Origin of the sequence: Salinivibrio sp. MA440, assembly GCF_001996265.1 — a bacterium.
GTDB classification, from domain to species: Bacteria; Pseudomonadota; Gammaproteobacteria; order Enterobacterales; family Vibrionaceae; genus Salinivibrio; species Salinivibrio costicola.
Map to the genome: position 1 here is coordinate 94,179 of NZ_MUFI01000002.1, position 15,767 is coordinate 109,945.

Annotated in this window: 15 protein-coding genes and 5 tRNA genes; 10 read left to right on the forward strand and 10 right to left on the reverse strand. The window is 50.5% G+C overall.

The features are described from left to right. Position 1 precedes the first annotated feature (1 nt). Positions 2-2,455: an ATP-dependent helicase HrpB gene (hrpB, locus tag BZG80_RS01050; protein WP_077678571.1), complete on the reverse strand. Its 2,454-nt coding sequence runs from the start codon at positions 2,453-2,455 to the stop codon at positions 2-4. Between the two features lie 65 nt (positions 2,456-2,520). Between hrpB and thpR the strand changes: the two genes are divergently transcribed. The 8 genes from thpR to panC all read left to right on the forward strand — a co-directional run bounded on the left by thpR (position 2,521) and on the right by panC (position 9,169). After that, positions 2,521-3,072, forward strand: a complete 552-nt coding sequence (thpR, locus tag BZG80_RS01055; protein WP_077678572.1) for an RNA 2',3'-cyclic phosphodiesterase — start codon at positions 2,521-2,523, stop codon at positions 3,070-3,072. A 19-nt stretch (positions 3,073-3,091) separates the two neighbouring features. Further along, the gene (sfsA, locus tag BZG80_RS01060) at positions 3,092-3,814 is read left to right on the forward strand and encodes a DNA/RNA nuclease SfsA (protein WP_077678573.1); all 723 of its coding nucleotides are present in this window, start codon (positions 3,092-3,094) and stop codon (positions 3,812-3,814) included. Positions 3,815-3,937: 123 nt separating this feature from the next. Further along, positions 3,938-4,387 carry an RNA polymerase-binding protein DksA gene (gene dksA, locus BZG80_RS01065; protein ID WP_021024195.1) on the forward strand — a complete coding sequence of 150 codons (450 nt, stop codon included), beginning with the start codon at positions 3,938-3,940 and terminating at the stop codon, positions 4,385-4,387. Between the two features lie 197 nt (positions 4,388-4,584). Continuing rightward, a complete protein-coding gene (gene gluQRS / locus BZG80_RS01070) occupies positions 4,585-5,469 on the forward strand; it encodes a tRNA glutamyl-Q(34) synthetase GluQRS (RefSeq protein WP_077678574.1) in 885 nt (294 codons plus the stop codon). A gap of 79 nt (positions 5,470-5,548) precedes the next feature. Continuing rightward, positions 5,549-6,946, forward strand: a complete 1,398-nt coding sequence (gene pcnB / locus BZG80_RS01075; protein WP_077576185.1) for a polynucleotide adenylyltransferase PcnB — start codon at positions 5,549-5,551, stop codon at positions 6,944-6,946. Beyond that, the gene (gene folK / locus BZG80_RS01080; RefSeq protein ID WP_077459828.1) at positions 6,943-7,434 is read left to right on the forward strand and encodes a 2-amino-4-hydroxy-6-hydroxymethyldihydropteridine diphosphokinase; all 492 of its coding nucleotides are present in this window, start codon (positions 6,943-6,945) and stop codon (positions 7,432-7,434) included. Before pcnB ends, folK begins: the two co-directional genes overlap by 4 nt. 35 nt (positions 7,435-7,469) lie before the next feature. Next, the gene (gene panB / locus BZG80_RS01085; RefSeq protein ID WP_021024199.1) at positions 7,470-8,264 is read left to right on the forward strand and encodes a 3-methyl-2-oxobutanoate hydroxymethyltransferase; all 795 of its coding nucleotides are present in this window, start codon (positions 7,470-7,472) and stop codon (positions 8,262-8,264) included. 11 nt (positions 8,265-8,275) lie between these two features. Continuing rightward, positions 8,276-9,169, forward strand: coding sequence for a pantoate--beta-alanine ligase (gene panC / locus BZG80_RS01090; RefSeq protein WP_077678575.1), 894 nt, complete (start codon positions 8,276-8,278; stop codon positions 9,167-9,169). Here panC and BZG80_RS01095 read toward each other — a convergent pair. The 9 genes from BZG80_RS01095 to mutY all read right to left on the reverse strand — a co-directional run bounded on the left by BZG80_RS01095 (position 9,166) and on the right by mutY (position 13,770). After that, on the reverse strand, positions 9,166-10,425 hold the full coding sequence (locus BZG80_RS01095) for an HD-GYP domain-containing protein (RefSeq protein WP_077678576.1): 1,260 nt from the start codon (positions 10,423-10,425) through the stop codon (positions 9,166-9,168). The genes panC and BZG80_RS01095 overlap by 4 nt on opposite strands. Positions 10,426-10,533: 108 nt before the next feature. After that, positions 10,534-10,609, reverse strand: a tRNA-Phe gene (locus tag BZG80_RS01100). A 68-nt stretch (positions 10,610-10,677) separates the two neighbouring features. After that, positions 10,678-10,753: transfer RNA gene (locus BZG80_RS01105), tRNA-Asn, on the reverse strand. Positions 10,754-10,757: 4 nt separating this feature from the next. Next, positions 10,758-10,833 (reverse strand) — tRNA-Phe (locus BZG80_RS01110). A 2-nt stretch (positions 10,834-10,835) separates the two neighbouring features. Next, positions 10,836-10,911 (reverse strand) — tRNA-Thr (locus tag BZG80_RS01115). 45 nt (positions 10,912-10,956) lie between these two features. Then, a tRNA-Phe gene (locus BZG80_RS01120) sits at positions 10,957-11,032 on the reverse strand. A gap of 136 nt (positions 11,033-11,168) precedes the next feature. After that, positions 11,169-12,311, reverse strand: coding sequence for a membrane-bound lytic murein transglycosylase MltC (mltC, locus tag BZG80_RS01125; protein ID WP_028569759.1), 1,143 nt, complete (start codon positions 12,309-12,311; stop codon positions 11,169-11,171). A gap of 101 nt (positions 12,312-12,412) precedes the next feature. Then, positions 12,413-12,685: an oxidative damage protection protein gene (locus tag BZG80_RS01130; protein WP_021024203.1), complete on the reverse strand. Its 273-nt coding sequence runs from the start codon at positions 12,683-12,685 to the stop codon at positions 12,413-12,415. Then, complete coding sequence (mutY, locus tag BZG80_RS01135; protein WP_077678577.1) at positions 12,682-13,770, reverse strand: A/G-specific adenine glycosylase; 1,089 nt, start codon at positions 13,768-13,770, stop codon at positions 12,682-12,684. Before mutY ends, BZG80_RS01130 begins: the two co-directional genes overlap by 4 nt. A gap of 201 nt (positions 13,771-13,971) precedes the next feature. On the opposite strand from mutY, the gene trmB reads away from it, so the two are divergent. After that, positions 13,972-14,688, forward strand: a complete 717-nt coding sequence (gene trmB / locus BZG80_RS01140) for a tRNA (guanosine(46)-N7)-methyltransferase TrmB (RefSeq protein ID WP_021024205.1) — start codon at positions 13,972-13,974, stop codon at positions 14,686-14,688. Between the two features lie 90 nt (positions 14,689-14,778). Next, on the forward strand, positions 14,779-15,699 hold the full coding sequence (glsB, locus tag BZG80_RS01145) for a glutaminase B (protein ID WP_077669344.1): 921 nt from the start codon (positions 14,779-14,781) through the stop codon (positions 15,697-15,699). Positions 15,700-15,767 lie beyond the last annotated feature (68 nt).

Consider the following 15,767-nt stretch of genomic DNA (forward strand, 5'->3'; position numbering starts at 1 on the left):
ATTAACTCTGGTTAAAACGGCGTTTGGTTTGACGAGTTGGCGCATGGTTAGCCGGATCATCTGGCCAAAGGTGCTTAGGGTAGCGCCCTTTCATTTCCTTTTGCACCTCTTTATAACTCCCTTGCCAAAAGCCGGCGAGATCTTGGGTAATTTGTAATGGACGTCCGGCGGGTGAGAGCAGCTCAACTTGCACGGCAACGTGGCCGTTGGCGAGCATTGGAGTTTGTGCCTGTCCATACATTTCTTGCATTTTCACGGCCAGTACCGGTGCACTGTCCGGGGTATAACGCAGTGGATAACGCGACCCGGTTGGCACTGTTATATGTGTGGGCAGTGCCGCATTTAATTGCTTGGTCACCGCAAAGCCGAACCAGGCTTCCAACACGGGTTTGAGATCCAATTGCTGGAGCGCTTGCCAGCGTGACATGTCATGAATAAAAGGGGCCAGCCAGGTATCGAGCGAAGCGAGTAAGTCTGCATCGCTGAGTGACGGCAGCGCAATATCCAATCCCCATGCTTGGGCGCAGCGTGCACGCGTCAGCAAGGACTGGCTGGCGCTTTGCCAATTCAATGCATCAATGCCTTTTTGGCGAACGGCATCCAATAGCCCTTGCGTTTGCTGCTCGGCACTCAGCGTGTCGAGCGGTTCGCAAGCGAGGACTAATTCGCCCAAACATTGCTGCTTTTCTGCTTTCAGCGTGCCACGTTTATCATCCCATGCGACCACATCGCGATGGCTAAATAAATCGGGACGCGCATCTTGAAGCGCAGTCAGTGAGATAGCAATCGCACTATAGGCCCGACTGTCCCCCTGATCACCGGCCATTACATCACAGATGACGATGGCGTCGGCGCGGCTGAGTGGGTCTTGGCTGTCCAAGATGACGCCGTGGCCATTGGCCATCATAAAGCGGCCCGATTTTCCGCGTGCCAGTGCGATTCTATCTGGCCAAATGTTAGCGGCCAGTAGCGGCAGCAGGGTATCATCGAACTGAGGTTGCAAGGCAATGCCAACACTACGGGCTAGTGACTGTGCGCGGTGCTGATAGTCTTTGTAGGACATCGCTACGCGCAATTGGTCGATAAGTGCCAGTGAGGCCCGCGAGGTCATGGGTTTTTCGGCCCACGCCGCCAGCCAGCACGCGGTGGATAGCGTCGAGGTATCGGCTTTTTCAACGCGTGCCAACATGGCGGCAGTACGAGGGCTGGCTGCCAAGTGGCTTGCGCGTTGCCCCAAGGTGGTTAATCCGTGGCGTGCATCAATCAGCCCTAATTGTGTCAGTCTTAGACAGGCGGCTTGCCAATGTTTGGTGGGCGGTACGTCAAGCCAATGTAAATCTTTGACGTCGCAGCCCCACTGGATCACATTGAGGGCAAGATCGGTTAAATCTTCACGCAAAATAGGTGCAGTCGGTGCAACTGGTAAGCGCTGAAATTGCTCTTCACTATAAAGCCGTAAGCAGTGTCCATGTGCGAGGCGACCTGCGCGGCCCGCTCGTTGGATCGCAGCACTGCGCGTGACTTGTCTTGTCACCAGCTTATCAAGACCTGTTTGCGCTTGATGCATGATCATGCGCTCAAGCCCCGCATCAATCACCAGCTGGATCCCTTCAATGGTTAAGCTGGTCTCAGCAATGTTGGTGGTGAGTACTAACTTGCGCATGCCAGCCGGTGCGGGATAAATAGCCGCTTGCTGGGCTGAAATATCAAGGCTGCCGTGGAGTAAGTGGAGATCCATGTCATTAGCAAGGCGCCCTTTAATGGCCTCATGAACCTGTCGAATTGCGCTCATACCGGGAAGAAAAAGCAGTGCCGAGCCGCTGTGCTGAGCCATAAAATCCAAGCTCGCACTGGCAACAGCACTTGCCCACGATGTGTGCCGTGAAAGCGGGTGATATTGATAATGAATCGGGAAACTGCGCCCCTCAGTGGCGAGTGTGAGTGCGTTGGGCAAATACTGACATAAGGCTTGATTATCTAAGGTGGCGGACATGACGACCAAGCGCAGATCGTCACGTAATCCTGCTTGGCAATCTAAGCTTAATGCGAGGGCAAGATCAGCATGTAAACTGCGTTCGTGAAACTCGTCGAATAAAATCAGGTTCACACCGTCGAGCATGGGGTCAGTTTGCAGTAAGCGGGTCATCACCCCCTCGGTCACGACTTCTAATCGTGTGTTAGCACTGACTTTTGTCTCGCCACGCATTCTTAACCCGACCGTTTGGCCGATAGGCTCATTCAAATGATGGGCGAGGAAGCGGGCAATATTGCGCGCCGCAAGCCGACGCGGCTCCAGCAACACGATTTTTCCCTCTCGCGTTGTCTGCTCAAGCAGCGCGAGTGGCAAGCGTGTTGACTTCCCGGCCCCCGGTGGCGCGGAGACGATGATCTGTGGATGCGTTGATAGCCCGGCGATAAGGTCAGGAATCACGGTATCAATCGGAAGCTGAGACAAGAATTTGCCCTTTGTGTCAGAATCAAAGCCGCTATTTTAACGGACTGAGTGTAAAAGGAGAGCCCATGCGACTATTTTTCGCATTAGGTTTGGACGAGAAAACCAATCAAGCCGCTCGGGAGCAACTTGTTCGCTACAACCATCATCTTTGTGGTGAGGCGCGCGCGGTGCCCGATCAGAACTTACATCTCACCTTGGCGTTTTTGGGTGAGGTCCCTGATACTAAGCTCCCTGCGCTCCAAACCGCGGCAAGTAACCTGGCTCTGCCTGCGTTTTCTCTCACTACCTCAGATGTTGAAGTATGGGAGCAGCCGAAAATTGCGTGTGTGACGTTCAACCAACCCCCGCCGGAATTGTTTGATCTAGCCCATCACTTACAAACCTTGCCTGTTTGGCACGCTAAAGCGGACAGTCATGCGTTTACTCCGCATATTACCTTGCGTCGTGGCGTTAAGCATCAACAAGCCTTACACCTGCCACCTTTGCCAACACAGATATTTGCCTGTCAACGCTTTGGCTTATATGCTTCGTCTTCCTCCGCGTCGGATGAATCGATACCGCGAGACAATGAGGGGCGGGCGTTATACCAATGCCTGCATCAATTCAGCCTTTGTTAATCATCAGCAGGAACGGCAGATGCAGTTTTCCCCACCACTAGCGTCGGCAACCTTAGTACGTCGTTATAAACGGTTTTTGACCGATGTGACCTTAGACAATGGCGAGCGCCTGACCATCCATTGTGCCAATACTGGCGCAATGACCGGGTGTGCAACGCCCGGAGATACTGTGTGGTACTCGACGTCAAATAATCCGAAGCGTAAGTATCCACACAGTTGGGAGCTCAATCATACTCAGCAGGGAGATTGGATTTGCGTGAACACCACGCGTGCCAATACCTTGGCCGTTGAAGCGGTGCAAGCTGACCGTATTCCTGAACTAGCCGGTTATGCACAATTACAGACAGAAGTACGCTATGGCAGCGAAAATAGCCGTATTGATTTGCTGTTACGTGACGATGACAAATCCGACTGCTATATAGAAGTGAAGAGTGTCACTTTATTAGAGGGTGATGGTTGGGGCGCATTCCCTGATGCTGTATCGACGCGAGGACAAAAACACCTCCGTGAGCTTATTGCGATGGTCGAACAAGGACACCGCGCGGTTTTATTGTTTGTTGTTTTGCACTCGGGGATTGAAAAAGTCACAGGAGCCCCCCATATCGACCCGGATTATAACCAGCTGCTCAATCATGCGCTGGCCTCGGGGGTTGAAGTCATTTGCTATCAAGCTCAGGTGTCAGCGAGTGAGCTAAATCTGGTTAATTCCGTACCTTTTGTTGCTCACACAACAAAAGTGTAAGCATGTTCACATTGGGCGTTGCGGGGCGTAAATCAAAGATTGCCACCCTAAAGGCTTTCTGCTATAGATAGCGCCCTCATTTGACAGACACGTGTCATGTCAAGGTTTTTTAGGAGAAGCTGAATGCCAGAAAGCAAAGAAAAGAAATCGCTGGGCATCCTGGCCTTAGCTGGATTAGAGCCATACCAGGAGAAACCTGGAGAGGAATATATGGGCGAGCCACAGCTCGAGCATTTCCGTAAAATCCTCAATGCATGGCGTAATCAGCTCAGGGAAGAAGTCGACCGCACCATGAATCATATGAAAGATGAGGCGGCAAATTTCCCCGATCCTGTCGATCGTGCAGCGCAGGAAGAGGAATTTAACCTAGAGTTACGTAACCGAGATCGTGAGCGTAAGCTGATCAAGAAAATTGATAAGACACTCCAGCGTATCGAAGACGATGATTTTGGCTTTTGCGACTCATGTGGCATCGAGATTGGCGTTCGTCGCTTAGAAGCGCGTCCAACCGCCGAGCTATGTATTGATTGTAAAACACTCGCTGAGCTGAAAGAAAAGCAAATGGCGGGATAATCATCACTGAGGGAGTCGCGCGCAAAAATATCGCGGGCGGCTATCATCCCACAAAATAGTAATCACCCCATAAAACAAAAGGGAGCTTCGGCTCCCTTTTTGTGTTTGTAGACGCTTGTGTTCATGCAAGATCCCCGTACAATTTGCGCTATTCATTATCCGCCCATGGCGCTGAGACCCGAGTTCATTCGTTTATCATGACATCGCACGCTGCTTATATCGGTCGTTTTGCGCCGTCGCCATCAGGACCTTTACACTTTGGCTCATTGGTGGCTGCGCTGGGCTCTTATTTAGATGCTCGTGCCCATCATGGCCGATGGCTGGTACGGATTGAAGATATCGATCCGCCACGAGAAAAGCCGGGCGCGGCCAGTGAGATTCTGCGCACGCTTGAGGCGTACGGCCTATATTGGGATGGTGCGGTTCGTTATCAAAGCCAGCATCTAGGTGACTATCAGGCGCAAATTGATGCTTGGCTCGCGTCAGGGCGCGCGTATTATTGCACGTGTACACGGCGTCAAATTAAACAGGCAGGTGGCGTCTATCCAGGTTGGTGCCGAGATAAAAACAAAGCGGCTGAACACGCTGCGGTGAGGCTAAAAAGTCCGGTTGAAGTGTTAGCGTTTAACGATCGACTGCATGGTTCGTTGCCTCTTGATCAGCAATTGGCTAACGAAGACTTTATCATTAAGCGCCGAGATGGGCTCTATGCGTATAATCTTGCCGTCGTGTTAGACGATATTGACCAAGGGGTCACAGACATTGTCCGAGGGGCGGATTTAATTGTTCCAACGGGACGCCATATTGGATTATATCGTCTGTTAGGCGCGCGACTGCCGTACTACCTGCACCTCCCGTTGGCATTAAATGCGGAGGGGCAAAAACTATCGAAACAAAATCGTGCGCCAGCTATTGATAATCAAGCCCCGCTGCCTGCGTTACGTGCAGCGATGCGGTTTCTTGGTTTACACGCAGTCGCAGAGGAAAAGGTGGCAACGCCTACTGAATTACTAAATCTTGCGGTCAATACGTGGTCGTTGACGCACTTACCCAAACAAACGGAAGTGACGACAGCATTCTAAAATGGCCCACCCTGATATATTATATGCCGCTGTTTCATGGCCCGAACAATCAAATATGAGGTGAGCTATCTTTAATCGAGTGACCAGCTTTTGCCGTAAGGTTCTGAATCGTGATGGTAAAACACGAGCAATTGAGGATCTTAAGTTGGAAGTTATCCCCCGCAAAGCACACGGCATTTCGCGCAAAGGTATCAGCGAAAATGCGCTGAAAGTGCTCTATCGCCTGCATAAAGCGGGCTATGAAGCGTACCTCGTTGGCGGAGGGGTGCGCGATCTGCTATTGGATCGCGAACCCAAAGACTTTGATATCGCCACCAATGCCACACCGGATGAGGTGCGAAAGTTATTCCGTAATTGTCGTCTGATTGGCCGCCGTTTTCGCCTTGCCCATATTTTGTTTGGACGAGATGTGATTGAAGTGGCAACCTTTCGAGGTCATCACGGTAAAAGCGAGCCAGACAAAAAAGACAAGCAAACAGCACGTTCTGAAGACGGTATGCTGCTGCGCGATAATGTCTACGGCACCATTGATGAAGATGCGCAGCGCCGCGACTTCACCATTAATGGACTGTATTACAACATTGCTGACTTCTCTATTCGTGATTATGCCGGTGGACTGGACGATCTAAACAATCGCATTGTTCGCCTGATCGGGGACCCAGAAACGCGCTATCGAGAAGATCCGGTACGTATGCTTCGAGCCGTGCGTTTTGCGGTGAAGCTGGACATGACCATTAATGATGCAACCGCGGCACCGATGGTTGAGTTGGCGCCCTTATTACAAGACATTCCCGCGGCACGTATGTTTGAAGAAAGCTTAAAGCTGCTGCAAGCGGGGCAGGGGCTTGCAACCTACCAAATGCTGCGTGAGTACAACTTATTTCAGCAGCTTTTCCCTGCGGTCGCGGCCCACTTTACTGAAGCGCAAACCAGTCAAACTGAACAAATGCTTGAGCAGGTGTTACGTTCAACGGATAAACGCGTTGCTAACGATCAGCGCATCAATCCCGCTTTCTTATTTGCGGCGATGCTTTGGTATCCCTTGGTGACACGTGCTGAAGAAATGGCGTTTGAAAGTGGTTTAAGTTACTACGATGCTTTTATGGTAGCGGCGAGTGATATTGTTGACGAACAAGTAAAAACCGTTGCCATCCCTCGCCGTTTTACCGCGATGGTGCGAGAAGTCTGGCAATTACAAATGCGCATGACCCGTCGTACGGGAGCGCGCGCATTCAAAACGTTGGAAGAGAAAAAATTCCGCGCGGCGTTTGATTTGCTAGAAATGCGCGGTGCGGTAGAAGGTGATGACACGGAAGCATTGTGTGCGTGGTGGCGAGACTTTCAACGCGCCGATCAGGGTGGGCGTCAAAAAATGGTGCGTGCGATCAATAAGGTTAGCAACACGCGCTCTCCTAAATCACGCCGTCGTAAAGGGCCGCCGCGTCGGCGCAAACCGCAGTCGAACTCAGACGCATGAACCGAGTGTATATAGCGATTGGCAGCAACCTAGGTGAGCCGATAAAAAAAGCACAACAGGCGATTGCGGCACTAAAAACACTGCCGCAAAGTTCTTGGGTGGCCGTGTCTTCTCTTTATACCAGTCGGCCAATGGGGCCAGCGGATCAGCCTGATTATGTCAATGCAGTGGCTGCGCTGGACACCTACCTTGACCCTCTGACACTATTGGATGCCACGCAAGCGATTGAGCTTGATTATGGCAGGGAACGCAAAGCAGAACGTTGGGGCCCAAGAACCTTAGATCTCGACATTTTGCTTTATGGTGACCGTGTTATCGAGCATCCACGACTGACGGTGCCACATTACGGCATGAAAGTACGTGAGTTCGTGCTTTATCCACTTGCCGACATCGCCCCCGACTTGTGCTTGCCGGATGGCAGTACGCTCGCCGCGTGCCTGACGCGCGTGGATCGTAACGGTTTAACCCGTATCTGCGATCACGCTTAATCGGTGGGCCCCAGTTTCAGGCTTTGGGAGACACAATGAAAAAAATCACAATTACTGATCTGATCACATGGAAGCAACAAGGACAAAAGTTTGCATCCCTTACCGCCTATGATGCGAGCTTTGCTCAGCTGTTCGAGCAACAGGATGTCCCTGTTTTGCTGGTGGGCGACTCCTTAGGTATGGTGCTACAAGGGAAAAGCGATACCTTATCCGTATCCGTTGCCGATTTGGCCTATCATACGCGTTGCGTGCGTGCAGGCAGCCCGAATAGCTTGTTAATGGCCGATATGCCATTTATGAGCTGTACAACCCCCGAGCAGGCGTGTACGAATGCCGCTGAATTGATGAAAGCGGGCGCCAACATGGTCAAAATTGAGGGCGGTGCCTGGTTAGCACCAACCGTAAAAATGTTGACTGAACGTGCGGTGCCGGTTTGCGCGCACCTGGGCCTGACACCGCAATCGGTGAATATCTTCGGCGGCTTTCGCGTGCAAGGGCGTGACGATGAAAAAGCCGAACAGATGGTGGCCGACGCCGTTGCACTAGAGCAGGCAGGTGCACAAATCATCCTACTTGAGTGCGTACCAGCGTCACTCGCCAAGCGGATTACCGACACCGTCTCGGTACCTGTCATCGGTATTGGAGCCGGCAGTGACACCGATGGTCAGATTTTGGTCATGCACGATATGCTTGGCGTATCGGCTAACTATATGCCCAAATTCTCGAAAAACTATTTGGCAGAAACAGGTGATGCCCGCGAAGCGGTGGCCAAGTACGTGCAAGAAGTGGCGAGCGGCGAATTTCCCGGTCCCGCCCACACGTTTAAATAGAGAGACCGAGTATGCAGATAATTTCTGAGGTTGCGCCACTGCGCGATCACGTCGGCCAGTGGCAAAAAGCGGCCAAGCGTATTGCGTTTGTGCCCACCATGGGAAACTTACATCAAGGCCACTTAACCTTAGTCCGCAAAGCCCGAGAGCAGGGAGATGTGGTGGTGGTTAGTATATTTGTTAATCCCATGCAATTTGATCGCGCTGACGATCTGGCTAACTACCCGCGCACCTTGGATGATGACTTAACCAAGTTGCGTGAAGAAGGCGTCGATCTTGTCTTTACGCCAAGCGCGGATACCCTCTATCCTCACGGCCTTGAGGCACATACAGCGGTTGAGGTACCAAAACTCTCATCCATGCTAGAGGGCGCGTCTCGTCCGGGCCATTTTCGTGGTGTCGCGACCGTGGTGACTAAGTTATTCAACCTCGTGCAGCCTAATGTAGCGTGTTTTGGGGAAAAAGATTTCCAGCAGCTTGCTGTCATCCGCAAAATGGTTACAGATATGGCGATGCCGATTGATATTATTGGTGTGCCAACCGTGCGTGAAAGCGATGGCTTAGCCATGAGCTCTCGCAATAACAATTTAACCGTGGATGAGCGCCAGCGTGCCCCTGTGCTCGCAAAAACGATGCGTTGGATGAGTGCGCAAATGCGTAATGGACGGCGTGATCTGGATGATCTGATTGAGGATGCGCACGATCAGCTGCGTGCTGCGGGTCTTCAGCCCGACGAGTTCTACATCCGCGATGCTGACTCGCTAGGGACGATCACTGATAATAGCCGCCAAGCGGTTATTTTGGTGGCGGCCTACCTCGGTACCACACGCTTGATTGATAACTTCATGGTCGATTTACAGCGTGCGACGGAAAAAGCGGACAAGACAGAGACCGCGAATCACTAACTGTCTGCATCCATAAAGTACGAAATACGTGTCCTTGGTTTTAAGTACGCTTTCACCTCCTCAGGGAGTTTAGAGATAGGCACGGCCGTGTCTATCTCTAGTTCACTATCACGCATGTCAATAATGGTCGCTTGATCCGACGGAATGTCGGGATCATAAATCATCACATTTGGTTTGAGCAGTGCGGTGCTGTTAACCGAAATAATAATACCGACTTCCTCATTAGAGAGTTTAACCACTGTACCGGGTGGGTAGACGCCCATCATCTTGACGAATAACGCTAGCAGACGCGGGTTAAACTTCGCTTTATTCTCTTTAAACAAGTGAGACAAAGCCGCAAAGGGCATACGAGCTGGCGCACCAAACTGTGGGCGGCATAAGCGATCGAAAAAGTTAACCATGCCAACAATCTGCGCAGGCTCCTCAATCTCATCACCATTCAGACCTTTTGGAAACCCACTACCATCGGCAAATTCATGATGTTGAGCAATGATAGCCTCGACTTCGGGCGTGCATTCGTCCATGTCTGCTACTAATTCCGCGCCATAGTTCACGTGCTGACGGTAGTAGTTCATTTCAGGGTCGGTTAAACGCTCTTTTTTACGGACAATCGCAGAGGGGACTTTTTTGGTCCTAATGTCATGCAATATCGCGCCTGTCATAAGGGAGCGAATCTGATCGTTGTTATAGCCATGACTGCGTGCCACCATTAAAGCTAAGACGGCAACGTTTAGCGAGTGCGCATACATATCTTCCGCCAATGTCGGATCATCCATCAGATGCAAGGTGACATTCGATTCACTGCCAAATAGCATCATACTATCAACCAGCATACGAACATCCTCGTTGGCTGCCTGAGGGCGGTTTGAGGCTTTCATATTGATAGCACGTAGTTGTGCCATTGAACGCTGATAGTGTTTCTGCACTTTTTGGATCCGAGCATGAAAGCGACGCTGTTCTTCTATGCGCTGTTGTTTTTCTCGCTCCATTGCCTCTTTGTCTCGGCTGACCGCGTTTGGGTCGATTTCATCTGGATTTTCTTTTTTTTCTACCAGCGCAGGCAAGGGCACGGCGGTACTTTTATCTGGATAGTAATAAACAAAGCTCGTGGGTAGAGAGCGTATCAGCTTAGCTTGGGCGTCACTCTCGATTTGAAAGCGGTTGAGCATAAAAGGGTGCTCACGCCATTTTAAGGGGAGTTTGATATAAAGACCGGCTTGAAGTCTGTCTGTAGACAGTTTGATGCTAGCTGACATGTGGATACGGCACTCGTTCCATGAGATGAGAAATCATGAGAAGAAAGAATTAGCACATAGATTAGCATAAAAAAAGCCCCACTCGAGAGAGTAGGGCTATTTCTAATATGGTGCCCGGAGGCGGAATCGAACCACCGACACGGGGATTTTCAATCCCCTGCTCTACCGACTGAGCTATCCGGGCGTTTTACATGTTATAACATGTAAACTTCAAAAAAGCGCTAGCCTTCGGACTAGCGCTTTCTTTAAAAGTGGCTCCCCCAACTGGACTCGAACCAGTGACATACGGATTAACAGTCCGCCGTTCTACCAACTGAACTATGGGGGAATAATGGTGCCTCGAGGCGGAATCGAACCACCGACACGGGGATTTTCAATCCCCTGCTCTACCAACTGAGCTATCGAGGCAATGGTGCCGGCTGCCGGAGTCGAACTGGCGACCTACTGATTACAAGTCAGTTGCTCTACCAACTGAGCTAAGCCGGCACACAAATCGCGAAATACTGTGTGTCACACCATTATTTCATTATATGGTGCCCGGAGGCGGAATCGAACCACCGACACGGGGATTTTCAATCCCCTGCTCTACCGACTGAGCTATCCGGGCTAACGGGGCGCTATTAAACGGATTTTCGGTCTCACCGTCAACTGTTTTTTTGAAAAAAGTCCGGATATCGCATTGTTTGGATAAAAAGACAGCGAAGTGCGATAAAAACACGCAAAAATTCGACCCTTATCGCGGTTTACTGGGGAAGTTGCGCGAAGTCTTTTTGATAGCGTGTGACCTTTTGTAAGTAGCGTCTTGACTCCGAAGAGGGGTGGCGATGGGTTAGCGCCCAGTAGACTTGGTTAGGTTTTAAACGGTTCAGGTCTTGCATTGCACGCTCGCGGTTATTATCAAAGGTCAGTAGCACATTACCGGTGCCGCCGTTATAAGCGGAAATCATACTGTAGTGTAAAGAAAGTGGGTCTCGCACCGCTTTGAGATAGCGATTTTTGAGAATATAGAAATAGGCGGTTCCCATATCAATGTTCTTTTCTGGATCAAAAAGGTACTCAGGTGTGGGCTGGCCACGACGTTTTTTTACCAGTTTGAATACATCGCGTCCCGCCGTTTTCGGGACCACTTGCATCAATCCATAGGCGTTGGCCCAGCTCACAGCATACGGGTTAAAGCTACTCTCGGTTTTAATAATGGCATAAATCAGCTTTTCAGAGATGCCGTAACGTTCAGAGGCACGACGGACAATATCCGCATATTGATAGCTGCGTTGTGCGGCGTGATCCGTCACCATAGGAATAGTGACAAAATACATGTTTTGAAAACGGACCTGTTTTTTCTTTAGCCGCCGGTCAATAAGATAGTCAGCAAAGCGATTGGCGCGCCATTGCCAGGTGATGGCTTTACCTTCGTGATCAACCACTTGCCCTTCGAGAAATGGGCGTCCCGTCAGCGGAACTTTTGCTGCAGAGTAAAGATCCACAGAAGCAGGATCGCGCGGGGTTAATAGGGTGGTGACAATGGCTTGTCTGAGGTGATCTTTCGGATCGTCAGTTGCGACGGTTTCCACTTGGATCACACCGCGTTCAAAGTCGATTCGTGCGCGACTTTTGTAATTATCCGTGTATTTGACGTAGTCACGTTTTCCGGAAACAAAGACTTGATCTTCGCCCCAGCGGACTTCGATTTTGCCAGTAAATTGGCTGATAAGCTGATTCAGGGCGTCGATATCTTTTTCGAATTGCCCTGGAATAGGCGCTAGATTTTTCGCAAACCGGTTAGTCGTTTGGTAATCCACGCCCACATATTTTTCGACGCTCTCTCGGCTGCAGCCGGAAAGCAACGCGCCATAACAGCACACTAACAAACAGAGTATTCGTGTCATTTTTGATTGCATTAGGATAAAAAAACACCCGCATTGAGCGTAACACAATGCGGGTGCGTTGCTGTGGTCAAGCCGCCTAGCTGTGGGCGACACCACGGAATTTACGCTTCGGGTGGCACATAGCCATCGATTTGCACGTCTTTTCCTTCAAACAAAAAATTGACCATTTCTTGTTCAATGATCTTACGATGTTCAGGATCCATCATATTGAGCTTCTTTTCATTGATAAGCATGGTTTGCTTTTTTTGCCATTCCGCCCAGGCTTCTTTGCAAATATTGTCATAAATGCGTTTGCCCAACTCTCCCGGGTAGAGTTGAAAATCGAGTCCATCGGCTTCTTTTTGGAGACGTTGGCAAAATACGGTACGGCTCATAATCTAGGCTCCTTGTCATCGCCGGTTAGAGATTGTTGGCGCTCATGTTCAAGCAAGGTTAACAGCTTTTTCACTGGGGCCGCTAATCCTACTTTTGCAGGTTGTGATAAGTTATACCAAAGCCCTTGGTTGGCTTCCATGATGATCTGCGGTCGCTCAGCCACCGAGACTTTAATCGGTACAATATCTAAGTGAAAGTGACTGAAGGTATGTCTAAACGCGGTTAAGACCTCAGTTTTGACCGGTTTGATATTATRTAGCTTATCGGCAATATCGGCCTCGAGCGTGTGCTCAGCCGCTTCAGGCAAGCACCATAACCCGCCCCAAAGACCGCTTGGTGGTCGTTGCTCTAACCAGATTTCATCTTGATACTGGATCAGCAAAAAACTGGTTTGTTTGACCGGTAAGGTTTTTTTCGGTTTTTTGCCAGGAAAATCCATTTGCCGACCTTGTGCACGTGCCTCGCAGCGGTCGGCAACAGGGCAAAGTTCACACTTAGGCTTGCTTCGCGTACAAACCATCGCGCCCATATCCATCATGGCTTGGTTGTACTTGTCGGTATCTGTGGTGGGCGTGAGTGTTTCGGCAATCTCCCATAGCTTGTTTTCTACCGGCTTTTTACCCGGCCAACCTTCGACGGCAAAACAGCGCGCTAAGGTGCGTTTGACGTTGCCGTCTAAAATGGGGTGCGGTTGACTGAGCGACAAAGAAAGCACGGCGCCGGCGGTTGAGCGGCCGACACCTGGGAGCGCCATGACCTCATCGAGCGTGGTAGGAAATACGCCATCATGGTGGTTGGCAATCACTTGTGCCGCTTTGTGAAGGTTGCGGGCACGGGCGTAATACCCTAACCCCGTCCATAAATGAAGAACTTCATCCTGATCGGCATTCGCTAAGTCGATAACGGTCGGAAACCGTGCCATAAACCGTTCAAAATAAGGGATTACTGTGCTTACTTGGGTCTGTTGCAGCATAATCTCACTGAGCCAGACTTTATATGGCGTTTTGTTTTGCTGCCACGGTAAGGTTTTACGGCCATATTGCTCATACCAGTTTAAGATGGCATCGGAAAATGATTGACTCACTGTGTTCTCTCTTATTGTTTTGCTCACACGTGCACAAAGGCAGGCCACAGGGTACACTAACGACAGGGCGTACTAATAGGATCAGCGCGTCCACCTTGCGCTATCGCAAAAACTTTGCATAATGCGCAGTCCGTTTAGATTTCCAACAATCGATGGTGACGGCTACCGGCATCATTACTACTGCATCACAGGCACCCAATCATGACTGAAGTCACTAAAACCGAACTCACCGAGGATGGCAAAGTTATTCGTAAAGTACGCAGTTTTGTGCGTCGCGAAGGCCGTTTAACGAAAGGGCAAGAGCAAGCGCTAAACGAATCCTGGCCTACCATGGGGATTGACTTTGACGCCACCGAGCTTGATTGGCAGCAGGTGTTTGGTAATGATAATCCTGTGGTGTTAGAAATCGGTTTTGGCATGGGCGCCTCTTTGGTTGAAATGGCAAAAAATGCCCCTGAGAAGAACTTTGTGGGTATTGAAGTGCATACCCCTGGTGTAGGCGCCTGTTTAATGGCAGCGCGTGAAGCCGGTGTCACCAATCTGCGTGTGATGTGCCACGATGCGGTCGAAGTGTTTGAGCAAATGTTGCCGAAAGAAAGTTTGGACACGGTGCAACTTTTCTTCCCTGACCCATGGCATAAAAAACGTCACCACAAACGCCGTATTGTGCAGTTACCGTTCGCTGAAATGGTAAGAGACAAGCTAAAAATGGGTGGCGTATTCCACATGGCGACGGACTGGGAAAACTATGCTGAGCACATGATCGAAGTGATGGAAGCGGCGCCTCACTATCAAAATATCGCAAAAGAGGGCTATTATGTTCCTCGTCCTGAAGAGCGCCCGCTGACTAAATTTGAGCAGCGCGGTCAGCGCCTGGGTCATGGTGTATGGGATATCAAATACACACGCACAGCCTAATGTGCTAAGGCGCGACGGCGCAGATAAGTGAAAGCGGAAAGCCAACCTCAGGTTGGCTTTTTTGTCCCCTGTTGTAAAAGGATCCTGTTGGTGAAACCAAGCTCTCAACTGTTAGCGCAAATCCTGGAGGATGTCCGTCCTTTAATGGGGCGCGGTAAGGTGGCTGATTACATTCCAGCCCTTGCGGATGTGCCGAATCATAAACTCGGTATTGCGGTTTGCTACAACGATGGCGACCTGATCACCGCCGGTGACGCGGACGAAGCCTTTTCTATCCAGTCGATTTCTAAAGCGTTAAGCCTGACATTGGCAATGCAAAATTATCGCGCGGAAGAAATATGGACACGGGTTGGTAAAGAGCCCTCTGGCCAGGCTTTTAACTCATTAATCCAGCTTGAGATGGAGCAGGGGATCCCGCGTAATCCGTTTATCAACGCTGGCGCCTTAGTCGTCAGTGATATGCTGCATACGCGTCAATCAGCCCCTCGCCAGCGGATGTTAGAGTTTGTGCGTCAGTTAGCGGACAACCCCCATCTTTGTTATGACAAGGTGGTTGCGGATTCAGAAATGCAGCACAGTGATCGCAATGCGGCAATTGCTTATCTGATGCGTGCGTTTGGCAATTTTGACAATGAGGTGGTGCCGGTTTTAACTAATTATTTCCACTATTGTGCATTAGAAATGAGTTGTGTTGATTTGGCCAAAGCCTTTTTCTACCTGGCGAATCAAGGAACGCCTTTATCGGGAAAAACGCGGATTTTAACGCCGACGCAAAGCAAGCAAATGAATGCGCTCTTAGCGACGTGTGGCTTGTATGATGGTGCGGGTGAGTTTGCCTACCGTGTTGGTATGCCTGGCAAGTCTGGCGTTGGTGGTGGGATTATTGCAATTGTGCCAGGCGAAATGTCGATTGCCGTTTGGTCGCCAGAACTGGATCCATCGGGTAACTCGTTAGCAGGCACCGCCGCTTTAGAGCTGTTATCTGCTCGGATTGGGCGGTCTATTTTCTGATCCTAGCCCACGATTCCGGTGAATAAAAAGCCCCGCATGCACGATGAGCGGGGCTTTTTGTTATTAGG

Bases quoted from the DNA above. Each gene is read 5' to 3' on its own strand.
- BZG80_RS01095 (WP_077678576.1), bottom strand. From the start codon at position 10,425: ATGTCAGCTAGCATCAAACTGTCTACAGACAGACTTCAAGCCGGTCTT.
- thpR (WP_077678572.1), top strand. From the start codon at position 2,521: ATGCGACTATTTTTCGCATTAGGTTTGGACGAGAAAACCAATCAAGCC.
- sfsA (WP_077678573.1), top strand. From the start codon at position 3,092: ATGCAGTTTTCCCCACCACTAGCGTCGGCAACCTTAGTACGTCGTTAT.
- gluQRS (WP_077678574.1), top strand. From the start codon at position 4,585: ATGACATCGCACGCTGCTTATATCGGTCGTTTTGCGCCGTCGCCATCA.
- panC (WP_077678575.1), top strand. From the start codon at position 8,276: ATGCAGATAATTTCTGAGGTTGCGCCACTGCGCGATCACGTCGGCCAG.
- folK (WP_077459828.1), top strand. From the start codon at position 6,943: ATGAACCGAGTGTATATAGCGATTGGCAGCAACCTAGGTGAGCCGATA.
- mltC (WP_028569759.1), bottom strand. From the start codon at position 12,311: ATGACACGAATACTCTGTTTGTTAGTGTGCTGTTATGGCGCGTTGCTT.
- trmB (WP_021024205.1), top strand. From the start codon at position 13,972: ATGACTGAAGTCACTAAAACCGAACTCACCGAGGATGGCAAAGTTATT.
- BZG80_RS01130 (WP_021024203.1), bottom strand. From the start codon at position 12,685: ATGAGCCGTACCGTATTTTGCCAACGTCTCCAAAAAGAAGCCGATGGA.
- dksA (WP_021024195.1), top strand. From the start codon at position 3,938: ATGCCAGAAAGCAAAGAAAAGAAATCGCTGGGCATCCTGGCCTTAGCT.
- panB (WP_021024199.1), top strand. From the start codon at position 7,470: ATGAAAAAAATCACAATTACTGATCTGATCACATGGAAGCAACAAGGA.